Source organism: Ensifer sp. EB106-05-01-XG146 (genome assembly GCF_058791875.1).
Window position 1 is genome coordinate 1,029,298 of record NZ_JBYTDX010000003.1, and the last position, 20,549, is coordinate 1,049,846.

Here is a 20,549-nt window from a genome sequence, read left to right on the forward strand (position 1 = left end):
AACCGCTGAGCCAGATTTAAGAAAGAATGCCCTGTATTTCACGGCGCTGTTCGAGGTGTTTCGCGGGGTTCTGTTCCTTCAGCTTTACGAGGTTGAGGACCTTCCAGCGGACAGCCGGAAGCTCCGCTGCCTGTGGAAGGCCGATCGCGTCGAAATCGGGCTCGCCGTCATGGAGCGTTAGAAGGAACCGCATGGCCTTTTCATCCAGCCTTGCGAGAATATCGCCGGCCAATCGGTTCCTCACCCCTTCCAACTCGTTAAGGCTGACTGCTTCCGATGTCATGCCCTCGAACTCTTTTACGAAAGCCTCGTCGAGCTTCACGAGCGAGGGACGCACCAATTCGTGCGGCGGTCGGCCGGAGCTTGCGACATAAACGAGGAACGTGTGAAACAACGCATCTGTCAGACCTTCATTCTCGTACAGCAGCTTCACGTCGAACAAGTCACGTGGATGCTGGCGGTCGACAGCTGCATGCAGCTTGCCGCCGAAAAGGTCCTCGAACGAAACGACCTGCATTTCCGCAAAGCCGAATTCGTCTTCGACCGCTTCGCTCACGCGTCGTAGTTCAGGCGGGTGGACCGTCCCTCTGGCGACCGGCGAGGTCTCGATCTTGATTTCGGCGCCTCCTTGCCGGACGAGGACGCGCGTGTCGTTGTTGCCTCCGCCGGCTATCCTCTGCACCGTGACACCCCGGAGGTTTCGCAGTAGGTCGTCGCGGATTTGCTCGAGTGTGGTGTCGATACCTTTCAGCGTCGTCTCGCGATCCTCGATCGGGAGATAGGTCAGATCAATATCGACTGATAGTCGCGGCATGTCGCGGTAGAAGAGGTTGATCGCCGTGCCACCTTTAAGGGCAAAGGTTTCCTGACGTGCAATGAAAGGAAGGGTCTTCACCAGGAGTTCCACTTGCCGCATATATTGCTCACGCGCCACGGGGCGTCTCCTTTGGCATCAGCTCGTCTGGAATGGTGATTCGGTAAGCCGGGTGAAGCCGACCACCTGGGGTGAGTGCTCGGTCGCCCGTGCCGAGATCGATCGCCGACATGTCGATGTGCCTGCGCCAGGCGTGCCCGTGCTTGTCTGCATAAACGAAGAAGAGGCGCTTGGTCTTTACACTTCGGCACTCCGCCAGAAGTCTTGTCAGCAGCTTCGGGCGCAGATTGGCCAGGCTCTCGAACGCCATGTCGACGGTGTGGAAGCTTTCGCTCTTTGGCAGCTCATCGAGCATTTCGATGATCGCGCGTTCAGGAGACGACATCGGGATCGGCCAGCGCCACGGGCTCAGGGCGAGCTCGCCGTCGGCATCGTCCGATAGATTGAAATCAGAATGTTCAACGCCGAGGGCCGCGTCTCCAAACAAATTGGCGCTTCTGGTCAGGATCCGCGCATCGGTATGCAGTTTCGACAGCCACAACGGAATGTCGGAGCCGTAGAGGCAAAGAACGAACTCGCCGCTGAGCGAGAGATAGTGACTGTGGCCCCGCAGGGAGAGAGCACTTGCCCCGCCAACGTGGAATTTGTGCCGCATCAGCCATACGGCCGAAAGCAAAGGGATCTTCCATCCCGTAACGGCATCCGGGTTCGTGTCTGGCGAAAATGGACGTCGATAGAGGCCCGTCAATGCTGGTTCCAACCAACCGCGTTTGACGTAGCCCGAAACCGATTGTCGCGAGATGGCGTGACGAGCCATCCACGCAGTGTCCACCAGGAATCCAGGTGGCACGGCTTGGAGAAGCTGCTTTAGCTTTGTCTCGCTTTGTCCACTCATGTTTGACATTGTAGCGCGTCTGTAAAGTTATCGCCACTGATACTTTAATGAAAGCTGCAAATGTCAATTGAAAATTGACAAAAATCGGCAAATCCAAAGTAGGTCGTCCGTTTTTTCTCTCGGTTTTGATAGCCGCAATCAACGCGCCCGGGAATCGTTGGCCTGTTGTCTTCTCGTCCCGTTGCCACCACGAGATCGGATCGCGACAACTGCCGCAGCGATCACCGACGCCTCTCAACCGAGCTCGCATTCGGGATTGCCGGCTCTCTCTACGTTCGGGCGATCACGCGCGTTCCACGGCTCGCGCTTGTGCAGCACTTCGCCATGGCGACAGGCCCAAGCACGAAAGAACGGGCCCCGGACGTTGCCTTTTTGGCAATCGACCTTGCGAATATCTGTGCTTCTTCGGCAAGGGAAACTCTGAATAATTGGCCGTGCAAACAACTCTTCAGAGATCCGCAAGATGGCCTATGTCATTACCGAACCCTGCATCGACGTGAAGGATGGCGACTGCACCGCCGCCTGCCCTGTGGACTGCATTTACGAGGGTGGCCGCACCTTCTACATCCACCCCGACGAATGCATAAATTGCGGGCTCTGTCTTTCGATCTGTCCCGTCGATGCCATTGCCTGGGATCAGGAGATACCAAACAACCAGCGCCACTTCATCGCTGTGAACAAGGAGTTCTTCGGGTCCGATGTCACGGGGATGGGGTCGCCCGGCGGCTGGAGCAAGGAGTGCTCCACGACGCAGGACCATCCTTTCGTTGCCGCATTCGAGAAGGCAGCCGCGATCGCTTAGCAAGTCCGCCCCCTATAGGAGACCAGAGGGTGACGCCTACCGCCTTGTCGCCGCGCTCACCAGCTGGCGTAATAGGCCCTTGTTGCCGCGGCCAGTTTGGTCACGCGTCCGCGCTCGGCGGTCAGCCGCGGAAGGTCAGCGCGCGCCTGCTGCAGGAGTTCGGCCCGGGCAGCCTCGAAATCGACCCGGGTCAACCGTCCATCGCACAGGATCTCCTGTCCGCCGACATAGAGCGCCTTTGCATGCGCGGCGGTCATCCGGGTAAGCAGCACCTCCGCTTCATCCAGGTCGTCCATCAGGCTGTCGGCAATCAGCGCAGCATAGTCCACGAGCACCAGGTCTTCGTTCGCCGGGGCGTTCACCACCTTGGCGCCGACATGGATCGCGGCATCGAAGACACGTCCCGCCGTAAGGGTTCGCGTCAGGTCGCGGCCGCCATGCAGCAGATGGGCAAGGCGCAATTCGCGCCAGAGATCCTGGTCATCGTCAAAGCCCGTTCCGTCGAGGCCGAACGCGAAAGCGGGGCCGCTTGGCGGAATGGTGGCGACCGGCGCCACGCCTGAACGCAGGCGCAAATTCGCCGACGGGTTCGAAACGAGCTGCACGCCACGCGCAGCCAGCAGCTCCAACTCGTCCGGTCGCAGCTGGACGCCGTGGGCGACGGCGAGGCGGGGCGACAGGAAGCCGATCTCGTCGAGGTATCGGACAACCCCTTGCGGAAAGCGCCGATCCAGCCATTGCCTCTGCTTCGGGCTTTCAAGGAGATGCATGTGAATGCGCCGGCCGGTTGCGTGAGAGGCCTCGGCGATCGCTTCGAGCAGTGTATTGGAACACCATTGCGGCCCGATCGGACCATACTGCACATCGATCAACGGACTTGTGTTGGCCGCAGCGACCGCGTCGGCTGCCGAGATCTGCACCGATGGCGACGCATAGCTCGGGATCGAGCCGCTGAGATCGTCCCAGTCTGCCGGATCAAGATATGGCCGCAATCGCTGAGGCCCGCCGTCATAGGCCCACGGATCGTTGTCGAGAAGCGGGCAGGAAAGCGCAAGCCTAATGCCTGCGTCGCACGCCGCGCGCATGACCGCGCCTGCCTCGTCGACGAGACGGTCGATGTTCAAAGAATTATGGCAATGCATGGTCGCGCCGACGCCCGTTTGCGCCAACCTTGAGAAGGCCACCAGCGCTTCCAGATAGGGCTCGGTTCGCGGTCGAAGCCGAAGTCCCGGGATCCACACTTCCAGGGCATCGTCCGCGTTGCCAAAATCGAGCGTGCGGATGCCATAACCATGGTCATGGGCGTTGACGGGCGGCGGCATAAGCAAAGCACCGGCCGGGATCGTCGTCCATGAGGCGCCCTCAGGCAAATGATCCAACAGATTTTGCGTGCGCCCTGCGGCCTCGTGGCCCGGTCGCAAGAGAAGTCGCCCGGGAACGGATGCTGTATTCACGGATGGATCGCCTCCATGATCTGGTCGCTGAACCTCTGCAGTTCCGCGCCGACAAATTCGATGACGGCTTCCGCCGCATGCGTGCGCTGCCGGCGTCGCTGCACCAGAATCCCGACATGCAGGTTCTGAAGGCGCGAGCCGGAAAGCGGTATGGCGACGAGATCGCCCGATCTGATCTCGGCGAGGAAACCGATCGGCGTGAAGAAAGCCACGCCCTGACCGGACAGGATGAAAGGTTTGAGCATCATCTGGCTGTTCGAGAGAACAAAAGGCCGCCCGGTCCGCTCGAAGACCGAGAGTTCGATTTCGATGAGCGAGCGGATCGGTTGCGTGTCGAGTTGCAGGAGAAGGTCGTACTGGGCGCATTCGGCAAGCGAAACCTGCCGCTGTTTGGCCAGCGGATGTTCCCGTCCGACGAAGGCCATCAGCGGCATCGGCACGCGAAAGAGCATCTCGGTATCGTCAGGCCGGGCCAGATCGAAGGTCAGGCCCATATCGACATCGCCCTCGGCGACCAGGCTGCTGATATTGCCGTGGCCGGCGGTGTGGATGTGAAAGCTCACGCCGGGATGGATACTGTGGAACGCGTTGACCATGTCCGGCAGGAATTGGATCGCCAGGCTATCGAGGCAGGACATCTGCACCCGACCGGTCTTTTTCCCCTGCAGGGCGCCGAGGTCGCTGCGCAGCAGTTCGAAATTTTCCAGCGTCACCCGGGCGTGGCGCAGCACGTTTTCCCCGGCAACTGTCAGCCTCAAGCCATTCGAAAGCCGCTCGAAGAGCGCGATCCCGAGTTCGTCCTCCAGTTTCTTGATCTGCCGGCTGACCGCCGAGGATGCGACATGAAGCTCCTCGGAGGCCTTGCGAATGGACCCGGACCGCGCGACCGAGACGAAGTATTTCAGGATGCTGGCGTGCATTCGATTGGACCCCTCCTCCCCTGGGCCCCGACCTATAACACGCTCACCGTCCCCTCCAAACGGGCGCGCGCTTCTCCTGAAAAGCGCGCACACCTTCCAGCGCATCCTCGCTGTTCAGCGCCTTCACAAGCGCGGGCGTGCGTAATCCCTGGGCTTCCGCCGGAGACAGGTGTCCGGTGCGATTGACCGTCTGCTTGATGGCGCGCAGCGAGAGCGGCGCACAGGCGACGATTTCCTTCACCCAGCGGGAGACGGCCGCGTCGAGCTCGCCCGGTTCGGCAAGTTCGTTGACGATACCAAAGGCGCGCATCTCGGCGGCCGAGAACCGCCGACCGGTCAACAGCACACCCATGGCAAGGTTGTGCGGGATCCTGCGCTGAAGAAGCACCATGCCGCCATCGAGCGGCAGGCGCCCGACGCGAGCCTCGGGCAGGCCGAAGGCCGCCTCCGTCGAAGCTATGACGATATCGCAGCCGAGAACCATCTCGAATCCACCACCGAGCGCATAGCCATTGACCCTCGCGATGACGGGAACATCCAGAGAGCGGCGAAAGGCCAGTCCTCCAAAGCCGTTCGGCCGGTTTTCGGTCCAGTAATCAAGGCCGGTCTTTTCAGCCCCCTTCAGATCCGCCCCGGCGCAGAACGCCCGTTCGCCGGCGCCCGTCAAGACGACGCAGCTGATGTCGTCGCGTGCTTCGATCTCCTCCCAGATCGCATCCAGTTCGCGCTCGGTTGCGGCATCCACCGCGTTCATCCGCTCGGGACGGTTGAGAGTGACGCTTGCGACGCGATCCTCTACCACGAAAGTGACGCTCATGCCGCATCTCCCTGACGAACCGAAAGTCCCGAAAGGATCTCGTCATTGTGCTCGCCGAGCGTCGGCGGCGCGATGCGAACCGTCACGGTCGCCGCCGACATGTCGATCGGCGAACCAACCAGCCGGATCGGACCGGCCTTCGTCTCTCCCGCGTCCAGGATCATGCCGTTGATCGTCGTCTGTTCGTCGTTAAGGGCTTCGGGAAGCGAGCGTACCGGTGCGCAGAGAATGTCCACCTGTTCCAAGCGGCCGAGCCAATGGGCGCTGCTGTTTTTTGCGAACGCCTCGCGGAAGATTTGCTGCAAATCCGGACGGCGCTGCATCTGCGCGTCGAAATCGACAAATTGCGGCTGGAGGGACAGGTCCTCGATCTCAAGGGCATTGCAGATGTCGCGCAGCGGATTCTGCTTGAAGGCACCGACCATGACGATGGCGCCGTCGGTCGTCTCGAACACGCCCGTCAGCGGGAAGGCGCCCCAGTTCAGGTCCTTTTCCCGCATCATGTGCGTGGTGCCTTCCTGCATCTGCATGGCGAGCATCGAACTGTAGAGGCTGACCGCCACTTGCTGGCCGTGCCCGGTCTTTTCGCGATGCAGCAAGGCAAGCAGAATGCCCTGCACGAGGTGCATGCCGGCCGAGTAGTCTGCAAGCGGCGTCGCGTAGATCGACAGCGGATGGCTCGCGTCGGACTTGCGCCGCATGACGCCCGAAAGCGCCTGCGCCAGGATGTCCTGCCCGCCCTTGTGCCGGTAGGGGCCTTCAAGGCCGAAGCCCGTGCCGACGGCGTAGATCAGCCGTGGGTTTGTCCGCTTCAGCTCTTCATAGCCGAAACCCATGCGCTCCATGACGTCAGGACGGAAATTGTTGACGACCACGTCGGCAGTGTCGATCAGCGCGCGGACGGCTGCCCGCGCCTCGTCCTGCTTGAGGTCGAGTGCAAGGCTCTTCTTGTTGCGGTTGAGCGAGGAGAAAACCGGATTGTTGAGGCCATCCGGGTCGGAGCCCAGCGACCAGCGCGAGAGGTCGCCGATCTTGGCCTTTTCGACCTTGATGACCTCGGCGCCGTAGTCGGCCAGCATCTGCGTGCAGCACGGGCCAAGCATGACCTGGGTAAAGTCGACGACGCGGATACCGTCGAGGGGAAGAGACGTCATTCTGCGGCCTCCAGATAGGTTGCATTTTCGGATGGTACGTCGCCGGGATCGGCACCCTGCGCCCGCAGCTGCTTCTGGATCGCCTTGACGTCGGCGTCTCGCACCTTGACGCCGGCATTGAGCGCGACGGTGGCGGCAACACCGGCCGCCTCGCCCATCGCCATGCAGGGCGGGATCTCGCGGCTCGATTTTTGCGCCTGAATGGTCGCGGAATAATGCCGGCCTGCGACGATCAACTGATCGACCTCTTTGGGCAGCATGGCCCTATAGGGCGTGTAGTAGTCGCGGCCACGGCACACTGTGTCGGTGAAGTGCTGGCGGTTCATCACGTCGCCCTTGGTGACGACATATTCGCCCTGGAGCAGTCGCGACTGGCGCACGCCCGTCTGCGGCGCAAAGTCGATCACATGGGCATTTTCGAAGCCCGGCAGGTTGGCGCGGGCGAAGTCGAGCAGGCGGGCAATGCGGCCACGGCCCTCGAGTTCCGCATAGGTTAAGTCTTCGACACGGAGGCCAGAGAGCTTCGGCATGTGCGGGCAGTTGAGCCAGATGACGCCCGGCAGCGGGGTCTTCAGCCACCAGAACGACCAGCAACCGCCAATCAGACGCTTGGCCTCGTGGTCGATTGCCTTAAACTTTTCGGGTTCCTCAAATTCGAAGCGCTCGGCGGCTTCAGTGTCGATGCCCCCCCAGCGGGAAACCGTCGTCAGGATGAAATTGCCGTCCGTATGCTGGGCGCCGGCATCGGCCGCAACGTCGAGGTCGCCCGAGGCGTCGATGACGACGTCGCCCATGATGGCCTCGCGGCCGGATTTCGTCTGGCAAACCACACCCTTGATCGTGCCGTTCTCGACGATCGCCGAGGAGAACCAGCTATGGGTCCTGAGCTTCACGCCGGATTCGCGCAGGATGTCATAGGAGACGCGCTTGAAGGCGTCCGGATCGAAGGCGGCCGCATAGCAGATCGGGTGCGGCGCAGACGGCGTGTGGAAGTCGAACAGGCCCCAGCGCGCCCATCTTTGCCAGGCCTCCGGCGTATCGCGAATATCGAGCTGGCGGTCGCCATCCGTCGGCGTGACGCAAAGGCCGAGCGTCTTCATCCGTTCGATCATTTCCATGCAGATGCCACGCACGGTGATTTCGACGCCGTTGACCATGTCGTCGAGCACCAGAACCATACCGCCTGCGGCAAGGCCACCGACATAGGGATAGCGTTCGATAAGCGTGACGCTGGCTCCGGTGCGTGCCGCCGAAACCGCGGCGGAGATCCCAGCCGGTCCACCGCCGACGACGACGACGTCCGAGCGGTCGACGATCCGGGCATTGCGCAGGGGTTCTCTGATTGTTTCCATGGTCGTTTCCTCCATAGGGGACGTGTCCGGCGAAATGTGAGGAGCTCACAGCCAGTGACTTCGTCGGTGGACCGGACCCGGTTATCCAGGTCCGGCAGCAAAGGGTTTGGGGGTCAGTGGTCCGTCGTCGGTTTCCAGCGGACGATCTTCGATTCCGCGTAGGAGACGGCAAAGAAGAGAACCACGGCAAGCGAGGCCGCAATCACCACCGTCGCGTAAAGCAGCGGCGAGCGGAAATTGTAGGTCGCCTCGATGATCAGCGCACCGAGACCGTAGCTGGAGCCGATCCATTCGGCGACGATCGCGCCCATCACGCTGCTGGTTGCCGCAATCTTCAGCGCGGCGAAGAGAAAGGGCAGCGAGCCCGGCAGGCGAACCTTCCAGAAGATTTCGGAATTGCTGGCAGACAGGATGCGCATCAGGTCTAGCATTGCGGGGCTCGCCGACTTCAGTCCCTGCACCATGTTGACCAGCGTCGGGAAGAAGCAGATCAGGCCGGCGATGATGATCTTCGGCGCGATGCCGTTGCCGACAAGCAGCACCAGGATCGGGGCAAGCGCGATGATCGGGATCGACTTGATGATGACGGCGATCGGATAGAAGGCGCGTTCCGCGAGCGGGCTATAGACGAACCAGACCGCCAGAAGGACGGCGATGACATTGCCGAAGATAAAACCGAGAACGGCCTCCATGAGCGTCGGCCAGAAGTTCGTCCAGAGCACGCCGGCGTTTTCGCCGAAGGCCTTGATGACGTCGACCGGTCCGGGCGCCATGAAGGTCGGCACCGAAAAACCCCAGACGACGAGTTGCCACAAAAGGATGCAGCCAAGGATCGCGAGTGTCGCCGGAAGATGTCGCAGGATCGCAGCGGCAAGACCATCGAGTATCCGGAACCGGTTGCCGTCGGTCAAAGCGCGGCCTTCCGCCTGTGAAGGAAGGGCATTCGCCATCAGCATTCTCCCAAAAGTTTGCGCAGGTGGGCGGTCACCTGGATGAACTCGACCGTGTCGCGCATCGCGAGAGTTCGCGGGTAGGGCAAGTCGACTTTCATGAACTCTTTGACGCGGCCGGGATGGGCGGCGAGCATCAGCACATGTTGACCGAGGAAGACGGCCTCGGGGATCGAATGGGTGACGAAGAGGATCGTCGTGCCGGTTTCCTGCCAGAGGCGCAGCAGTTCTTCGTTCAGCTTGTCGCGCGTGATCTCGTCGAGCGCGCCGAAAGGCTCGTCCATCAAGAGAATACGCGGGCGGGTCACCAGTGCCCGGGCGATCGCCACGCGCTGGCGCTGGCCGCCCGACAATTCGTGCGGCATCGCCTTCTCGCGCCCCTTCAAGCCCACGAGGGCGAGAAGCTCTTCCGGATCGGCATAGGTCGCGCCCGGTTCGCGTTTTCCCACCAGCAGCGGGAGACGCACATTGTCGATCACATTGCGCCACGGCAGCAGCGTCGCTTCCTGGAAGACGAAGGCGAAATCGCGCCCCTCGCGCGCCTTGCGCGGTGTCTGGCCATGGACGGACACCGAACCGTCGGTGATGTGCACGAGATCCGCGACGGTACGCAGCAAAGTCGACTTGCCGCAGCCGGATGGGCCGAGCATGGTCACGAGCGAGCCGGCCGGTATCTCGACCGAGACATCGGAGAGTGCGGTGAAGCCTGAATCATCCGCGCCAAAGCGAATGTGAAGGTTCTTCACCGACACCGCGGCGTTGCCGAGCGAAGCCTGGCCGGGTCTGATAAGCGTTTCCAACATCGCCTTATCCTACGCTCTTGCGGACATCGGCCGTCGCATCCAGGATTGCCATTGTGTAGACGTCGTCGACGTTGGGAACCGGACCTGTGAACTGGCCGAGGTCCGCATAGGTCTTGATTTGCTCCGCCCAGTTTGCCTGGTCCATGCCTCCCCAACCCTCGCTCGCGGTGGTTTCGTTGAACACGAACTTCATCAGCGGTCCGATGGCCTCCAGCTCGCTCGCCTTGTCGAGGTTGGGGTAGGATTCAAGCAGGATGTCGACGGCCTCTTCCTGATGGTCGCGGGCATAACCCCACCCGCGCGCCGAACCGGATACGAAGGCTGCGAGCTGGTCCGCGTGATTTTGCAACTGGTCGTCGGTGGTATAGTAGACGTTGGCATAAAGCCGGATACCGCCATCCCAGAGCGTCAGATCGACCCGGTCATCCCCAAGCACCTTCAGGGCGTTGACGTTCGTCAGCCAGCCACAGACCGCATCGGCCTGGCCGGTCACGAGCTGGTTCATGTCCGAGCCCATGTTGACGATCTTGACCTGGTCTTCCGATATGCCGTTCTTGGCGAGAAGCGCGCGCAGAAGAATGACCGAGGTCGGGATCGCGGCGATCGTCTTGCCAATCATGTCCTGAGGCTTGGCGATCGGATTTGCCTTGCGAGAGAAATAGGCGAAGGGATGTTTTTGGTAGCCGGCGGCGAATGCCTTGATCGGTGCGCCGGCCGAACGAGCCAGCATGACTGACGGGCTGGAGGAAATCTGACCGATGGTCGACTGGCCAACGGCAACACCCGCAACACCATCGACATTCGGTCCGCCGGGCACGATTTCGAGCTCTATGCTCTTCTCGGCGTAGTAACCCTTCTTGCGGGCCACGAGCTCTCCGAGAAGCCCGTTCGATGGCAGCCAACCGAGCTGCATGCGTATCGTCGCGGAATCGGCCGCAAGGCCTGGTGAAACATTGATGAGGCTATGGGTTGCGGCAATCGCGCCCATTGCGGCCGCATTCGAAAGGAAACCTCGGCGGTTCATCATAAAACGAGACATATCGTTCCCCTTGCTTGTTATGGGAGCGATGATGATGGAATTTGGCATCTCATAAAGCACAATTTTTAGCGGTTGGTATTGCCGATACGGCAACGCTCGGGTCGCGATTTGGGTTTGCCGTTTTGGCAATGGCGGGGTCGAAAGATTGTTCTTTCTGCCGGATCCATCGCATCCGATAAGCAGAGACATGATCAAAGTGTGAGCGCCGCGGAGGATAGATATGGTGCAGAAAAACCTGATCGATGGGGAATGGATCGCCGGTAGCGAAGCGTTCCGCAACATCAACCCGTCCGATACCAACGACGTGGTCGGCGAATACGCCCGCGCGTCAGCCGAGGATGCGCGCGCAGCGATCGCTGCCGCCAAGGCGGCGTTTCCGGCCTGGTCGCGCTCGGGTATTCTCGAGCGCCACGCGATCATCAGGAAGACCGCCGACGAGATCCTTGCGCGCAAGGACGAACTCGGGAAGCTCTTGTCGCGTGAGGAAGGCAAGACCTTGGCCGAAGGCATCGGCGAGACGGTGCGCGCCGGCCAGATCTTCGACTTCTTCGCCGGCGAGTGCCTGCGGTTGGCGGGCGAGGTGCTGCCGTCGGCAAGACCCAATATCGGCGTCGAGATCACCCGCGAGCCGGTCGGTGTCGTCGGCATCATCACGCCCTGGAACTTCCCGATCGCCATTCCCGCCTGGAAGATCGCGCCGGCACTCTGCTACGGCAACACCGTCGTCTTCAAGCCGGCCGAACTGGTGCCCGGCAGTTCCTGGGCCATCGTCGACATTCTTAACCGCGCCGGCCTGCCGAAGGGCGTCTTGAACCTCGTGATGGGCAAGGGCTCGGTCGTCGGCCAGGCGATGCTCGACAGTCCCGACATTCACGCCATCACCTTCACCGGCTCGACCGGCACGGGCAAACGCGTGGCGCTGGCCTCGGTCGAACACAATCGCAAATACCAGCTGGAGATGGGCGGCAAGAACCCGTTCGTCGTGCTTGACGACGCCGATCTTGCGGTCGCGGTCGAGGCGGCGGTCAACTCCGCCTTCTTCTCCACCGGCCAGCGCTGCACCGCATCTTCGCGCCTCATCGTCACCGAGGGCATTCATGATCGCTTCGTGGCGGCCATGGGCGAACGGATGAAGGGGGTTGTGATCGACGACGCCTTGAAGGCCGGCACCCAGATCGGTCCGGTGGTCGATGAGAGCCAGCTCAACCAGGACACCGACTATATCGCCATCGGCCGACAGGAAGGCGCAAAGCTTGCCTTCGGCGGCGAGCTTCTGAAGCGCGACACGCCCGGCTTCTACCTGCAGCCGGCGCTGTTTACCGAAGCGACGAACGCCATGCGCATTTCTCGGGAAGAGATCTTCGGGCCGGTCGCATCCGTCATCCGCGTCAAGGACTACGATGAGGCGCTCACTGTCGCCAACGACACGCCCTTCGGTCTGTCCTCGGGGATTGCCACCACCAGCCTCAAGCACGCGACCCATTTCAAGCGCAATGCCGAAGCCGGCATGGTGATGGTCAACCTGCCGACGGCGGGCGTCGATTTCCACGTGCCCTTCGGCGGCCGCAAGGGCTCGTCCCATGGCTCGCGCGAGCAGGGGCGCTACGCCGCCGAGTTCTACACGACCGTCAAGACGGCCTACACGCTCGCTTGAATGTGAGGCAAGCCCCGGCGTCCAGCATCCATGTCGACGTGGGCGGCGGGGCTTTTCGATAGATAGCTCAAGTCCGCAAGGATAATTGCCGAGGCCGCCAGCTCAGGAGGTCGCGATTTTCTCTCAGAGAACGGGATAGAGGCCTCGCGAAGACACCACGTACTGGATCGCCGCAAGCAGGATCGCGACCACAACGATCACACCGATACGCAACGTTCTTTCAAGGAAAGTTTCCTGGCCCTGCATCGTCAAACCTCGTTCTGAAACAGGTGTATCGACAATCGGCAAGGTCAGAGTATCAGGCGCGCGAGCGCGAGCACAGACCGCAATGACAAGTCGCAGAACGGGAACGACCTTTAAAAACCCGTCCGCCGCTTCAGATCAGAGACGGACGGGGGCCCCGGGGAGAAGAAGCGGCCTAGAAAGCAGCTCGCCTGTCGTATCTCGCGAGACGGGCAAGCAGATAGTCCACTTCCGCCCGCGCTGTCGGGGTCAGCATCTGGGCTGGCTTGCGTTGCGCGTCGGTGGCGATAACGCCGCGACGCTTCAGAACGTGCTTGCGAATGGCAAGGCCTATCCCGAGCTGCTGCTCGTAACGGATCAACGGCAGGTGCGCGTCGAATAGATCGTGCGCTTCATCCCTCTTCCCGGCCGCAGAAAGCTCCATCAGTTCGGTAAGCATGTCCGGAAAGCCATAGCCGGTCATGGCACCATCGGCACCGCGCTCCGGCTCGAAGTCGAGGAAGAGGCCGCCATTGCCGCACAGGATGGAAAATTCGCGAAGTTCGCCCGCCTTCTGCATGGCGCGCAACTTTGATATTTTCTCAAGACCGGGCCAGTCCTCGTGCTTCAGCATCAGGCAGGACGAATGGTTGGTGATGATCTTCGCGATGACGCCAGGCGCCATGACAACCGTGAGGGTCAGCGGATAGTCCTGCAAAACCCACGGCACATCTTCGCCGACCGCTTCCACCGCACCTGCGAAATAGTTGACGATCTGATCATCCGTGCGCAGCGCAGGTGGCGGAGCGATCATGACGCCGGCAGCACCCATCTCCATCGAGTCACGCGCCAGCGAGCGCATGCTGGCAAAACCTGGAGCGGATACCCCGACGATGACAGGAATCTTCGACCGGGAGACCACCCGCTTGACGATGGCTCTGCTTTCCTCCGGTTCGAGCTTCGGGGCCTCGCCCATGATTCCAAGGATCGTGACGCCGGTACAACCGCTCTCCTCATAAAAGTCTGTCAACTTGTCGATCGAATTGAAATCGATCGAGCCGTCCTCGAAGAACGGTGTCGTCGCGATGGCGTAGACGCCCTTGGATTGCGTGCTGAACGTCATTTCTGGCTTTCCTTCCAGGCCTCGTACCGGGCCTTCGTTTCAGCGTTCATCGGGTAAAGACCGGGAAGCGGCACGCCCCGATCCACTTCAGTCATGATCCAGGCTTCCATACGCTCCTGCTCGGGTGCCTCAGCGAGCACCTCTTCGAGAAGCGCGGCCGGGATCAGGACTGCGCCGTCGTCGTCGACGACGACAATATCATCAGGCAGAACAGCAACGCCGCCGCAATTGATCGGCTCCTGCCATCCAACGAAGGTCAAGCCTGCGACTGAAGGCGGTGCCGCAACACCATTGCACCACACCTTCATGCCGCTCGCCAGCACCCCCTCGGCGTCCCGCATCACGCCGTCGGTAACGAGGCCGGCAACCTTGCGTTTCGCCATGCGGGCACACAGGATGTCGCCGAAGATGCCGGCATCACTGACGCCCACTGCATCGGCGACGGCGACGCAGCCCTCTGGCATCGCTTCGATCGCCGCCCGCGTGGAGATTGGCGACGCCCAGCTCGCAGGCGTGGCGAGGTCTTCCCGGGCAGGAATGAAGCGCAGCGTAAAGGCCTTGCCGACAACCCGTCCCTGGCCGGGCTTCAGTGGTTTCGTGCCGCGCAGCCAGGTGTTGCGAAGCCCTTTTTTCAGGAGAACCGTGGTGAGCGTCGCGGTGGAGACGCTCTTCAGGGTTTCAACGACGTGAGGCTCAAGTGTCATTAGAAACCTCGCACATCAGATGCTGTTGATCAGCCCGCCATCGACACGGATGACTGAGCCGGTGATATAGGATGCGCGGGGGCTCGCAAGGAAGCTGACGGTGTCGCCATATTCCTTCGGATCGCCGTAGCGGCCGACCGGGATCGACCCGGTGCTTTCAGCCGTGACATCGGCGACGGGGCGGTTCTCGCGCTTGGCCTTCTGTTCGTCCAGAAAGACGATCCGACCGGTGGCAATACGCCCCGGCAGTACGATGTTTGCGGTGATACCGTCGCGACCAACCTCACGCGCCAGGGTCTTCGACCAGCCGACCAAGGCCAGGCGCAGGCTGTTCGATATCCCGAGATTTGCAATCGGCGCGACGACGCCGGAGGACGTCGAGGTAATGATGCGTCCCCATTGGCGCTCGCGCATACCCGGAAGCACGGCATCGGTGACCGCGATCACCGAGCGAACCATGAGGTCGAAATATTTCGACCAATCGTCGGGCGACTGTCCGGCGGCGGGCGTTGGGGGCGGCCCCCCGGTGTTGTTGACAAGGATGTCGACCGGTCCGAACGCAGCTTTTATGGCATCGAGCTTCTGACCGATCAGGGAAAGGTCGCCGATATCCCAAATGAGCGGAATGGCCTTGCCGCCTGCGCCGCTGATTGCCTCTGCAGTCGCCGTGGCGCTTTCCTCGTGGATGTCGGCGACAACGACGGAAACGCCTTCGGCCGCGAGCGACCTGGCGATCGCGCCGCCAAGCCCACCACCGGCGCCGAATACGAGCGCCGTCTTGTTGTTCAACTGAAGATCCAACTCTTCCTCCTGTTGTTTGACGGCACTATGCCAAGGCGGAAACGGAAGAAACACCTTCCTTTTTATCCCTTCAGACGATAGTAAAAATAAACGATGGAAACGCGCTTTCTCGAAACCTTTCTGGCGGTGGTTCAGCATGGCTCGCTCGCCGAGGCATCACGCCGCATGGGCGTCACGCCAGCGGCGGTCGCGCAACGGATCCAGGCGTTGGAAGACGAGATCGGACTGCCTCTTCTTGCGCGATCAGGCCGGCGGGTGAAGCCAACCGAAGCGGGCGTCGCCATCCTGGAAAAGAGCCGGCGCGTTCTCGCCGAAGTCAGGCAGCTGAAAGGCGTGGCGCGCGACGACCAGGCATTCGGAGAGCTCCGTCTGGGCGCCATCTCGACGGTTCTGACCGGCCTGCTTCCGAACGCCTTGCGGCGGGTTTTCGACAGGACGCCGGGCATCGACATCTTCCTGCTGCCGGGCACGTCGGCCGAACTCTATAACAGTGTCGCTGAAGAGAAGATCGACGCGGCAATCCTTGTCAAACCGCCCTTCCCCATTCCAAAGACGCTCAACTGGGACCTCATCCGGTCGGAACGGTTCGTACTCCTGGCCCCCCCGGACCTTTCAGAGACCCCCGTCGACCGCCTGCTTCGCGAGCAACCGTTCATTCGATACGACAGAAGCAACTGGGGTGGCCGACTGGCCGATACCTACCTTCAAACCCAGCGAATTCTCCCTCGAGAGTGGCTGGAGCTCGATTCACTGGAAGCCATATCGATGATGGTTGAGGCTGGGCTCGGCGTGTCGCTGATGCCCGACTGGCGCTCGCCGCTCTTCGACAAGCTGCGCGTCGCCCGGCTACCGCTACCGAATGCGCCGAGCCGTGAGATCGGTTTGCTCAGGCCACGCAACGTGTCGTCTGGCCGACTGATACAGACCGTCCTCGACGCCATCCGATCATAGAAAACGCGGGTGACGTCGGCGGTCGAACGCTAGGGGATTTGCTCTCAGCAGCGGCCTGCCGCCGGAACAGGGGCCGAGTACCCGGCAACGCGAGCACAGATTATTCGGCAACTCCGAAATAACATTTCTGTCCGTGACGGATTATCGGACCGGGCTGCTCGGCACTATCGTCACTCTTGGTCAATCAGGGCTCCCTGGATGTACCTCGATGGCCCACGGCATTTCAAACCCGTTCACACCGCGCCAACCCGCAGAACCACCCCGAGATCGTTCGCACCAGCGCCCGACGAAAGGAACCGTCATGACCAAAGAAAAGGTAGTCTCCATCGCGATTTTGAAGGCTAAACCGCACCAACGCGAGGCCCTCCGGCAGGGCCTGCTTGGTCTCATCGCTCCAACGCGCGCAGAACCCGGCAACCTCGACTATGTCTTGTTCGAGCTGCGCGATGAGCCCGGTACCTTTTACATGCGCGAAGCTTTCGCCGACCAGCTTGCGCTCGACGCACATTTCGCGACACCCCATTTTCAAGCCTTCGCGGCCGAAATCGATGCTCTCCTTGAAGAACCGCTACGCCTGATTTTCCTGGATCAGGTCTCCGCCTGAGGCGCGGTGACGATCTCGAAGTTGCGGGCGGTATCTCCGGAACAACTGGCTAGGAGGTGAAATTGCGCTTGTAGGTCGACGCGATCAACGCTGCAGCGCGTTCGAATGCCTTGTCCTCGTCGCGATCTTCGATCGCGACGAGGATCGCCTCATGCTGGGCCAGGGATTGGCCGAAACCGCCTGTAGCCGCCATCGTCTTCGGGATGCTGATGGAGAGCGCTGCCCGAATGACGGAAGCAACCGGCAAGAGGAAGCGGTTGTGGGCGGATTGAAAGATGTTGAGGTGAAAGGCGATATCAGCCTCGATCGCGTCTTCGACACGAGCGCCGCCTTCCGCCATTCGTGCGAAAGCGGCCCGAATCTCTGCATGCTCGGCCGCAGATCCGCGTCTGGCGGCAAGGCGTGCAGCAAGCGGTTCGATCGACAGGCGGAGCTCGAACAGTTCTTCGGCAAGCGTTGCCTGATCCTCCGCATCACTTTGCCACGAAAGCACGACGGGATCGAGGGTGTTCCAGTGTTCGGCCGCCCGCACGCGTGTCCCGAGCCGGGGCTTTGCCTCAATGAAGCCCTTGGTCGACAGGATCTTCAGCGCTTCGCGCAGCGTCGTGCGGCTGACACCGAGTGTCGTCAGCATGTCGGCTTCCTTCGGCAGGGTATCGCCCACCTTCAGCTCGCCGAGCGTGATGCGGCGGCCAATATCGCCTGCGATGCGAGCAGGCAGGCCGCGATCCTCCCGAGCGATTGCCTTCATGCCCACTCTCTCCATTGCATCTCCGCCCCGTTCATAGCCGGTCGCCCCGATCAGGAAAAGCCACCCATCGCGGCCGCGTAGCGGCGGGTCATCTCGATGCCAATCGCGGTCGGTCGCATGGCCGGCGCACGGTCGTGGATGGTTATGCCCGCCCGTTCGCCGAAAAGGCGCTTCCCGTAACAAAGCAGCGTCTCGATGCCCTGCATGGTGAAGACCACGCCGGGCAGCATCCGCCGATAAGCCTCTTGCGCGTGCTCGTCCCAACCGTCTGAAAAGAACTCGTAGGCGCGCACGGCATAGTCGATCGAATCTGGCGCAAGGATCAGGCCGTGGCAACCGATGCGCAGGTTCTCGAGCAGCTCGAGGCCCGCACGACCATTAAATACCGGCAGCCGGCCCTCGGTAACCTCGATGAGATGGGCGATGTCGACGACAGGCCCCTCGCCCTTGACCAGCCGGATGTTCGGGTGCTGGCGCACCAGCTCGCGAATATCGACGGCCGTCAGCCCTCGTCCCATCAGGGCCGGGGCGTTCTGAATGGCAAGCGGCAACTCGGTCTGATCGGCGACGCGGCCGAAGAAGCGGATGTACTCGGCGGCCGAGAACTGGCCGACCATCGGCGGCTGGAGGATCAGCCAGTCGGCGCCGGCCCGTGCCGCATGGCGCGCCTGGCGCACCTGTTCCTCGACCGACGCGCCAAAGATCGTCAGGGCGACCGGCACCTGCCCGGCCGTATCCTCGACCAGCCACTCCATGATTGCCATGCGCTCGGCCTCGTCGAGCTTGGAGGCCTCGGTCGCAAGGCCAAGCCCTGCCATGCCGTGCACGCCGCTTGCCAGGCAGATCTCCGTCTGGCGGCGCATGGCGGCACGATCGAGCTTTTCGTCCTTGTCGAAAAGCGCGTAGAGGATGGCGTGGATGCCATGAAGGCTTTCGATACGAAAGTCGTCCACCGTCGCCTCCTCAATGGCTTTCGCGCGGAACTGCGTGGCCGCGGCCGCCGACAAGAAAATCGAGATCCGCGCCGGTGTCGGCCTGCATCACGCGCTCGACATAGAGGCCCTGATAACCACCCACCATTTCCGGGGGTGGCGCGGTCCAGGCGGTTTTTCGGCGCGCCAGTTCCTCGTCGCTCACGTCGAGGTGGAGGCGGCGGCCGGCAACGTCGAGCTCAATCCAGTCGCCATCCCTTACCAGGGCCAGCGGGCCGCCAACCGCAGCTTCGGGTGCCGTGTGCAGGACGACGGTGCCAAAGGCCGTCCCCGACATGCGGGCATCCGAGATCCTCACCATGTCGCGCACGCCCTTTTTCAGGAGCTTCTGCGGGAGAGCCATGTTGCCGACCTCGGCCATGCCCGGATAGCCCTTCGGGCCGCAGTTCTTCAGCACCATGATCGAGGTCTCGTCGATGTTAAGATCCGGGTCATCGATCCGCGCCTTGTAGTGGTCGATGGTTTCGAACACGACAGCGCGGCCGCGGTGCTGCATCAGCGCCGGGGTCGCCGCGGAAGGCTTGATGATCGCGCCGTCAGGCGCAAGGTTGCCGCGCAGCACGGCGATGCCGCCACTCGAGGTCAGGGCCCGATCGAGCGGCAAGATGACGTCGTCGTTGTAGTTCTCGACAGACTCGATGTTGGCGCCGACGCTTTGGCCGGTCACCGTCAGGGCACTGAGTTCCAGAAGCGCAGCAATCTCCTTCATGACGGCGGGCAGCCCGCCGGCATAGTGGAAATCCTCCATCAGATAGCGCCCCGAAGGCATGAGGTTGAGGATGGTCGGAATATCGCGGCCGAGCCGGTCCCAGTCGTCGAGAGAGAGCTTCGTGCCAATCCGCCCGGCGATTGCCAGGAGATGCACAACGGCGTTGGTGGAGCCGCCGATCGCACCGTTGACGCGGATGGCATTGGCGAAGGCGTCACGGGTCAGGATCTTCGACAGGCGCAGGTCCTCGGCAACCATTTCGACGATCCGCCGCCCGGTTAGCCGCGCCAGCCGGGCGCGGCCCGCATCAACCGCCGGACAGGCGGCATTGCCGGGCAGCGCAAGCCCGAGCGCTTCAACCATGGACGCCATGGTCGAGGCGGTGCCCATCGTCATGCAATGGCCTGGCGAGCGCGACATGGCGCTTTCGGCCGCCATGAAATCCTGTTGCGACATGACACCGGCACGCACGTCTTCGGAAAACTTCCAGACATCAGTGCCTGAGCCGATCGTGCGACCCTTGAAGCGGCCGTTCAACATCGGCCCGCCGGAGATGACAATCGAAGGAAGATCGCAGGAGGCGGCCCCCATCACCAGCGACGGCGTGGTCTTGTCGCAGCCCGCCATGAGCACGACGCCGTCGATAGGGTTGCCACGGATCGCCTCCTCTACGTCCATCGAGGCAAGGTTGCGGAAGAGCATGGCAGTCGGCCGCAGATTGGACTCGCCGCAGGAAAACACCGGGAACTCCAGCGGCAGGCCACCGGCCTCGAGCACGCCTGCCTTGATGTGTTCGACCAGCCCGCGGAAATGCGCATTGCAGGGCGTCAGCTCCGAGAAAGTGTTGCAGATGCCGATCACCGGCCGCCCGTCGAAGACGTCGTCGGGCAACCCGTTGTTCTTCATCCAGCTGCGATGAATGAAGGCGTCCTTGTCCAGTCCGCCAAACCAATGCTGCGATCTTAATTTCCTGGACAT

General features: G+C 61.9%; 21 protein-coding genes. 4 read left to right on the forward strand and 17 right to left on the reverse strand.

All coding sequences use genetic code 11. The annotated features are described in order from the left end of the window. Positions 1-16: 16 nt before the first annotated feature. Both AC3WVQ_RS33420 and AC3WVQ_RS33425 read right to left on the reverse strand, forming a co-directional pair. On the reverse strand, positions 17-934 hold the full coding sequence (locus tag AC3WVQ_RS33420) for a nucleotidyl transferase AbiEii/AbiGii toxin family protein (RefSeq protein ID WP_090426905.1): 918 nt from the start codon (positions 932-934) through the stop codon (positions 17-19). Then, positions 924-1,778 (reverse strand): type IV toxin-antitoxin system AbiEi family antitoxin domain-containing protein, encoded by an 855-nt coding sequence (locus AC3WVQ_RS33425; RefSeq protein ID WP_371273321.1) that lies wholly within the window; start codon positions 1,776-1,778, stop codon positions 924-926. The genes AC3WVQ_RS33420 and AC3WVQ_RS33425 overlap by 11 nt, the downstream gene beginning before the upstream one ends. Positions 1,779-2,232: 454 nt before the next feature. On the opposite strand from AC3WVQ_RS33425, the gene fdxA reads away from it, so the two are divergent. After that, entirely contained in the window at positions 2,233-2,571 is a 339-nt protein-coding gene (gene fdxA / locus AC3WVQ_RS33430; RefSeq protein WP_034796100.1) for a ferredoxin, read from the forward strand. A gap of 56 nt (positions 2,572-2,627) precedes the next feature. Here the strand turns inward: fdxA and AC3WVQ_RS33435 are convergent, their stop codons facing one another. The 8 genes from AC3WVQ_RS33435 to AC3WVQ_RS33470 all read right to left on the reverse strand — a co-directional run bounded on the left by AC3WVQ_RS33435 (position 2,628) and on the right by AC3WVQ_RS33470 (position 11,060). Beyond that, positions 2,628-3,893, reverse strand: coding sequence for an amidohydrolase family protein (locus tag AC3WVQ_RS33435; RefSeq protein ID WP_192439354.1), 1,266 nt, complete (start codon positions 3,891-3,893; stop codon positions 2,628-2,630). A gap of 128 nt (positions 3,894-4,021) precedes the next feature. After that, positions 4,022-4,945, reverse strand: coding sequence for a LysR family transcriptional regulator (locus AC3WVQ_RS33440; RefSeq protein ID WP_034796085.1), 924 nt, complete (start codon positions 4,943-4,945; stop codon positions 4,022-4,024). A 43-nt stretch (positions 4,946-4,988) separates the two neighbouring features. Next, positions 4,989-5,762: an enoyl-CoA hydratase-related protein gene (locus tag AC3WVQ_RS33445; RefSeq protein ID WP_192444978.1), complete on the reverse strand. Its 774-nt coding sequence runs from the start codon at positions 5,760-5,762 to the stop codon at positions 4,989-4,991. After that, complete coding sequence (locus AC3WVQ_RS33450) at positions 5,759-6,916, reverse strand: CaiB/BaiF CoA transferase family protein (RefSeq protein ID WP_060518083.1); 1,158 nt, start codon at positions 6,914-6,916, stop codon at positions 5,759-5,761. The genes AC3WVQ_RS33445 and AC3WVQ_RS33450 overlap by 4 nt, the downstream gene beginning before the upstream one ends. Continuing rightward, on the reverse strand, positions 6,913-8,268 hold the full coding sequence (locus tag AC3WVQ_RS33455) for an FAD-dependent oxidoreductase (protein WP_404526704.1): 1,356 nt from the start codon (positions 8,266-8,268) through the stop codon (positions 6,913-6,915). Before AC3WVQ_RS33455 ends, AC3WVQ_RS33450 begins: the two co-directional genes overlap by 4 nt. 113 nt (positions 8,269-8,381) lie before the next feature. Continuing rightward, a complete protein-coding gene (locus tag AC3WVQ_RS33460) occupies positions 8,382-9,218 on the reverse strand; it encodes an ABC transporter permease (protein WP_034796058.1) in 837 nt (278 codons plus the stop codon). After that, complete coding sequence (locus AC3WVQ_RS33465) at positions 9,218-10,021, reverse strand: ABC transporter ATP-binding protein (protein ID WP_034796056.1); 804 nt, start codon at positions 10,019-10,021, stop codon at positions 9,218-9,220. The genes AC3WVQ_RS33460 and AC3WVQ_RS33465 overlap by 1 nt, the downstream gene beginning before the upstream one ends. Positions 10,022-10,025: 4 nt before the next feature. Beyond that, a complete protein-coding gene (locus tag AC3WVQ_RS33470) occupies positions 10,026-11,060 on the reverse strand; it encodes an ABC transporter substrate-binding protein (protein ID WP_034796052.1) in 1,035 nt (344 codons plus the stop codon). A 220-nt stretch (positions 11,061-11,280) separates the two neighbouring features. Here AC3WVQ_RS33470 and AC3WVQ_RS33475 point away from each other — a divergent pair, with 220 nt between their 5' ends. Beyond that, positions 11,281-12,714, forward strand: a complete 1,434-nt coding sequence (locus tag AC3WVQ_RS33475; protein WP_492383490.1) for an aldehyde dehydrogenase family protein — start codon at positions 11,281-11,283, stop codon at positions 12,712-12,714. Positions 12,715-12,837: 123 nt separating this feature from the next. Here the strand turns inward: AC3WVQ_RS33475 and AC3WVQ_RS33480 are convergent, their stop codons facing one another. The 4 genes from AC3WVQ_RS33480 to AC3WVQ_RS33495 form a co-directional block, all read right to left on the reverse strand. Next, positions 12,838-12,960, reverse strand: a complete 123-nt coding sequence (locus tag AC3WVQ_RS33480) for a hypothetical protein (RefSeq protein WP_255381371.1) — start codon at positions 12,958-12,960, stop codon at positions 12,838-12,840. Between the two features lie 172 nt (positions 12,961-13,132). Further along, positions 13,133-14,059 carry a dihydrodipicolinate synthase family protein gene (locus AC3WVQ_RS33485; protein ID WP_112984499.1) on the reverse strand — a complete coding sequence of 309 codons (927 nt, stop codon included), beginning with the start codon at positions 14,057-14,059 and terminating at the stop codon, positions 13,133-13,135. Next, positions 14,056-14,763, reverse strand: a complete 708-nt coding sequence (locus tag AC3WVQ_RS33490; protein ID WP_060603431.1) for a ribonuclease activity regulator RraA — start codon at positions 14,761-14,763, stop codon at positions 14,056-14,058. Before AC3WVQ_RS33490 ends, AC3WVQ_RS33485 begins: the two co-directional genes overlap by 4 nt. A 15-nt stretch (positions 14,764-14,778) precedes the next feature. Beyond that, entirely contained in the window at positions 14,779-15,564 is a 786-nt protein-coding gene (locus AC3WVQ_RS33495) for an SDR family oxidoreductase (protein WP_113294934.1), read from the reverse strand. Between the two features lie 93 nt (positions 15,565-15,657). Between AC3WVQ_RS33495 and AC3WVQ_RS33500 the strand changes: the two genes are divergently transcribed. Both AC3WVQ_RS33500 and AC3WVQ_RS33505 read left to right on the forward strand, forming a co-directional pair. Next, positions 15,658-16,515, forward strand: a complete 858-nt coding sequence (locus AC3WVQ_RS33500) for a LysR family transcriptional regulator (protein ID WP_192444984.1) — start codon at positions 15,658-15,660, stop codon at positions 16,513-16,515. A 301-nt stretch (positions 16,516-16,816) separates the two neighbouring features. Next, entirely contained in the window at positions 16,817-17,119 is a 303-nt protein-coding gene (locus tag AC3WVQ_RS33505; RefSeq protein ID WP_192444986.1) for a putative quinol monooxygenase, read from the forward strand. A 49-nt stretch (positions 17,120-17,168) separates the two neighbouring features. Here the strand turns inward: AC3WVQ_RS33505 and AC3WVQ_RS33510 are convergent, their stop codons facing one another. Genes AC3WVQ_RS33510 through araD form a run of 3 tightly spaced genes read right to left on the reverse strand, consistent with a single transcriptional unit; the run spans position 17,169 to position 20,549 of the window. Beyond that, the gene (locus AC3WVQ_RS33510) at positions 17,169-17,870 is read right to left on the reverse strand and encodes a FadR/GntR family transcriptional regulator (protein ID WP_492383491.1); all 702 of its coding nucleotides are present in this window, start codon (positions 17,868-17,870) and stop codon (positions 17,169-17,171) included. Positions 17,871-17,920: 50 nt separating this feature from the next. Then, entirely contained in the window at positions 17,921-18,823 is a 903-nt protein-coding gene (locus tag AC3WVQ_RS33515; RefSeq protein WP_060603514.1) for a dihydrodipicolinate synthase family protein, read from the reverse strand. Between the two features lie 10 nt (positions 18,824-18,833). Next, a complete protein-coding gene (araD, locus tag AC3WVQ_RS33520) occupies positions 18,834-20,549 on the reverse strand; it encodes an L-arabinonate dehydratase (protein ID WP_110819279.1) in 1,716 nt (571 codons plus the stop codon).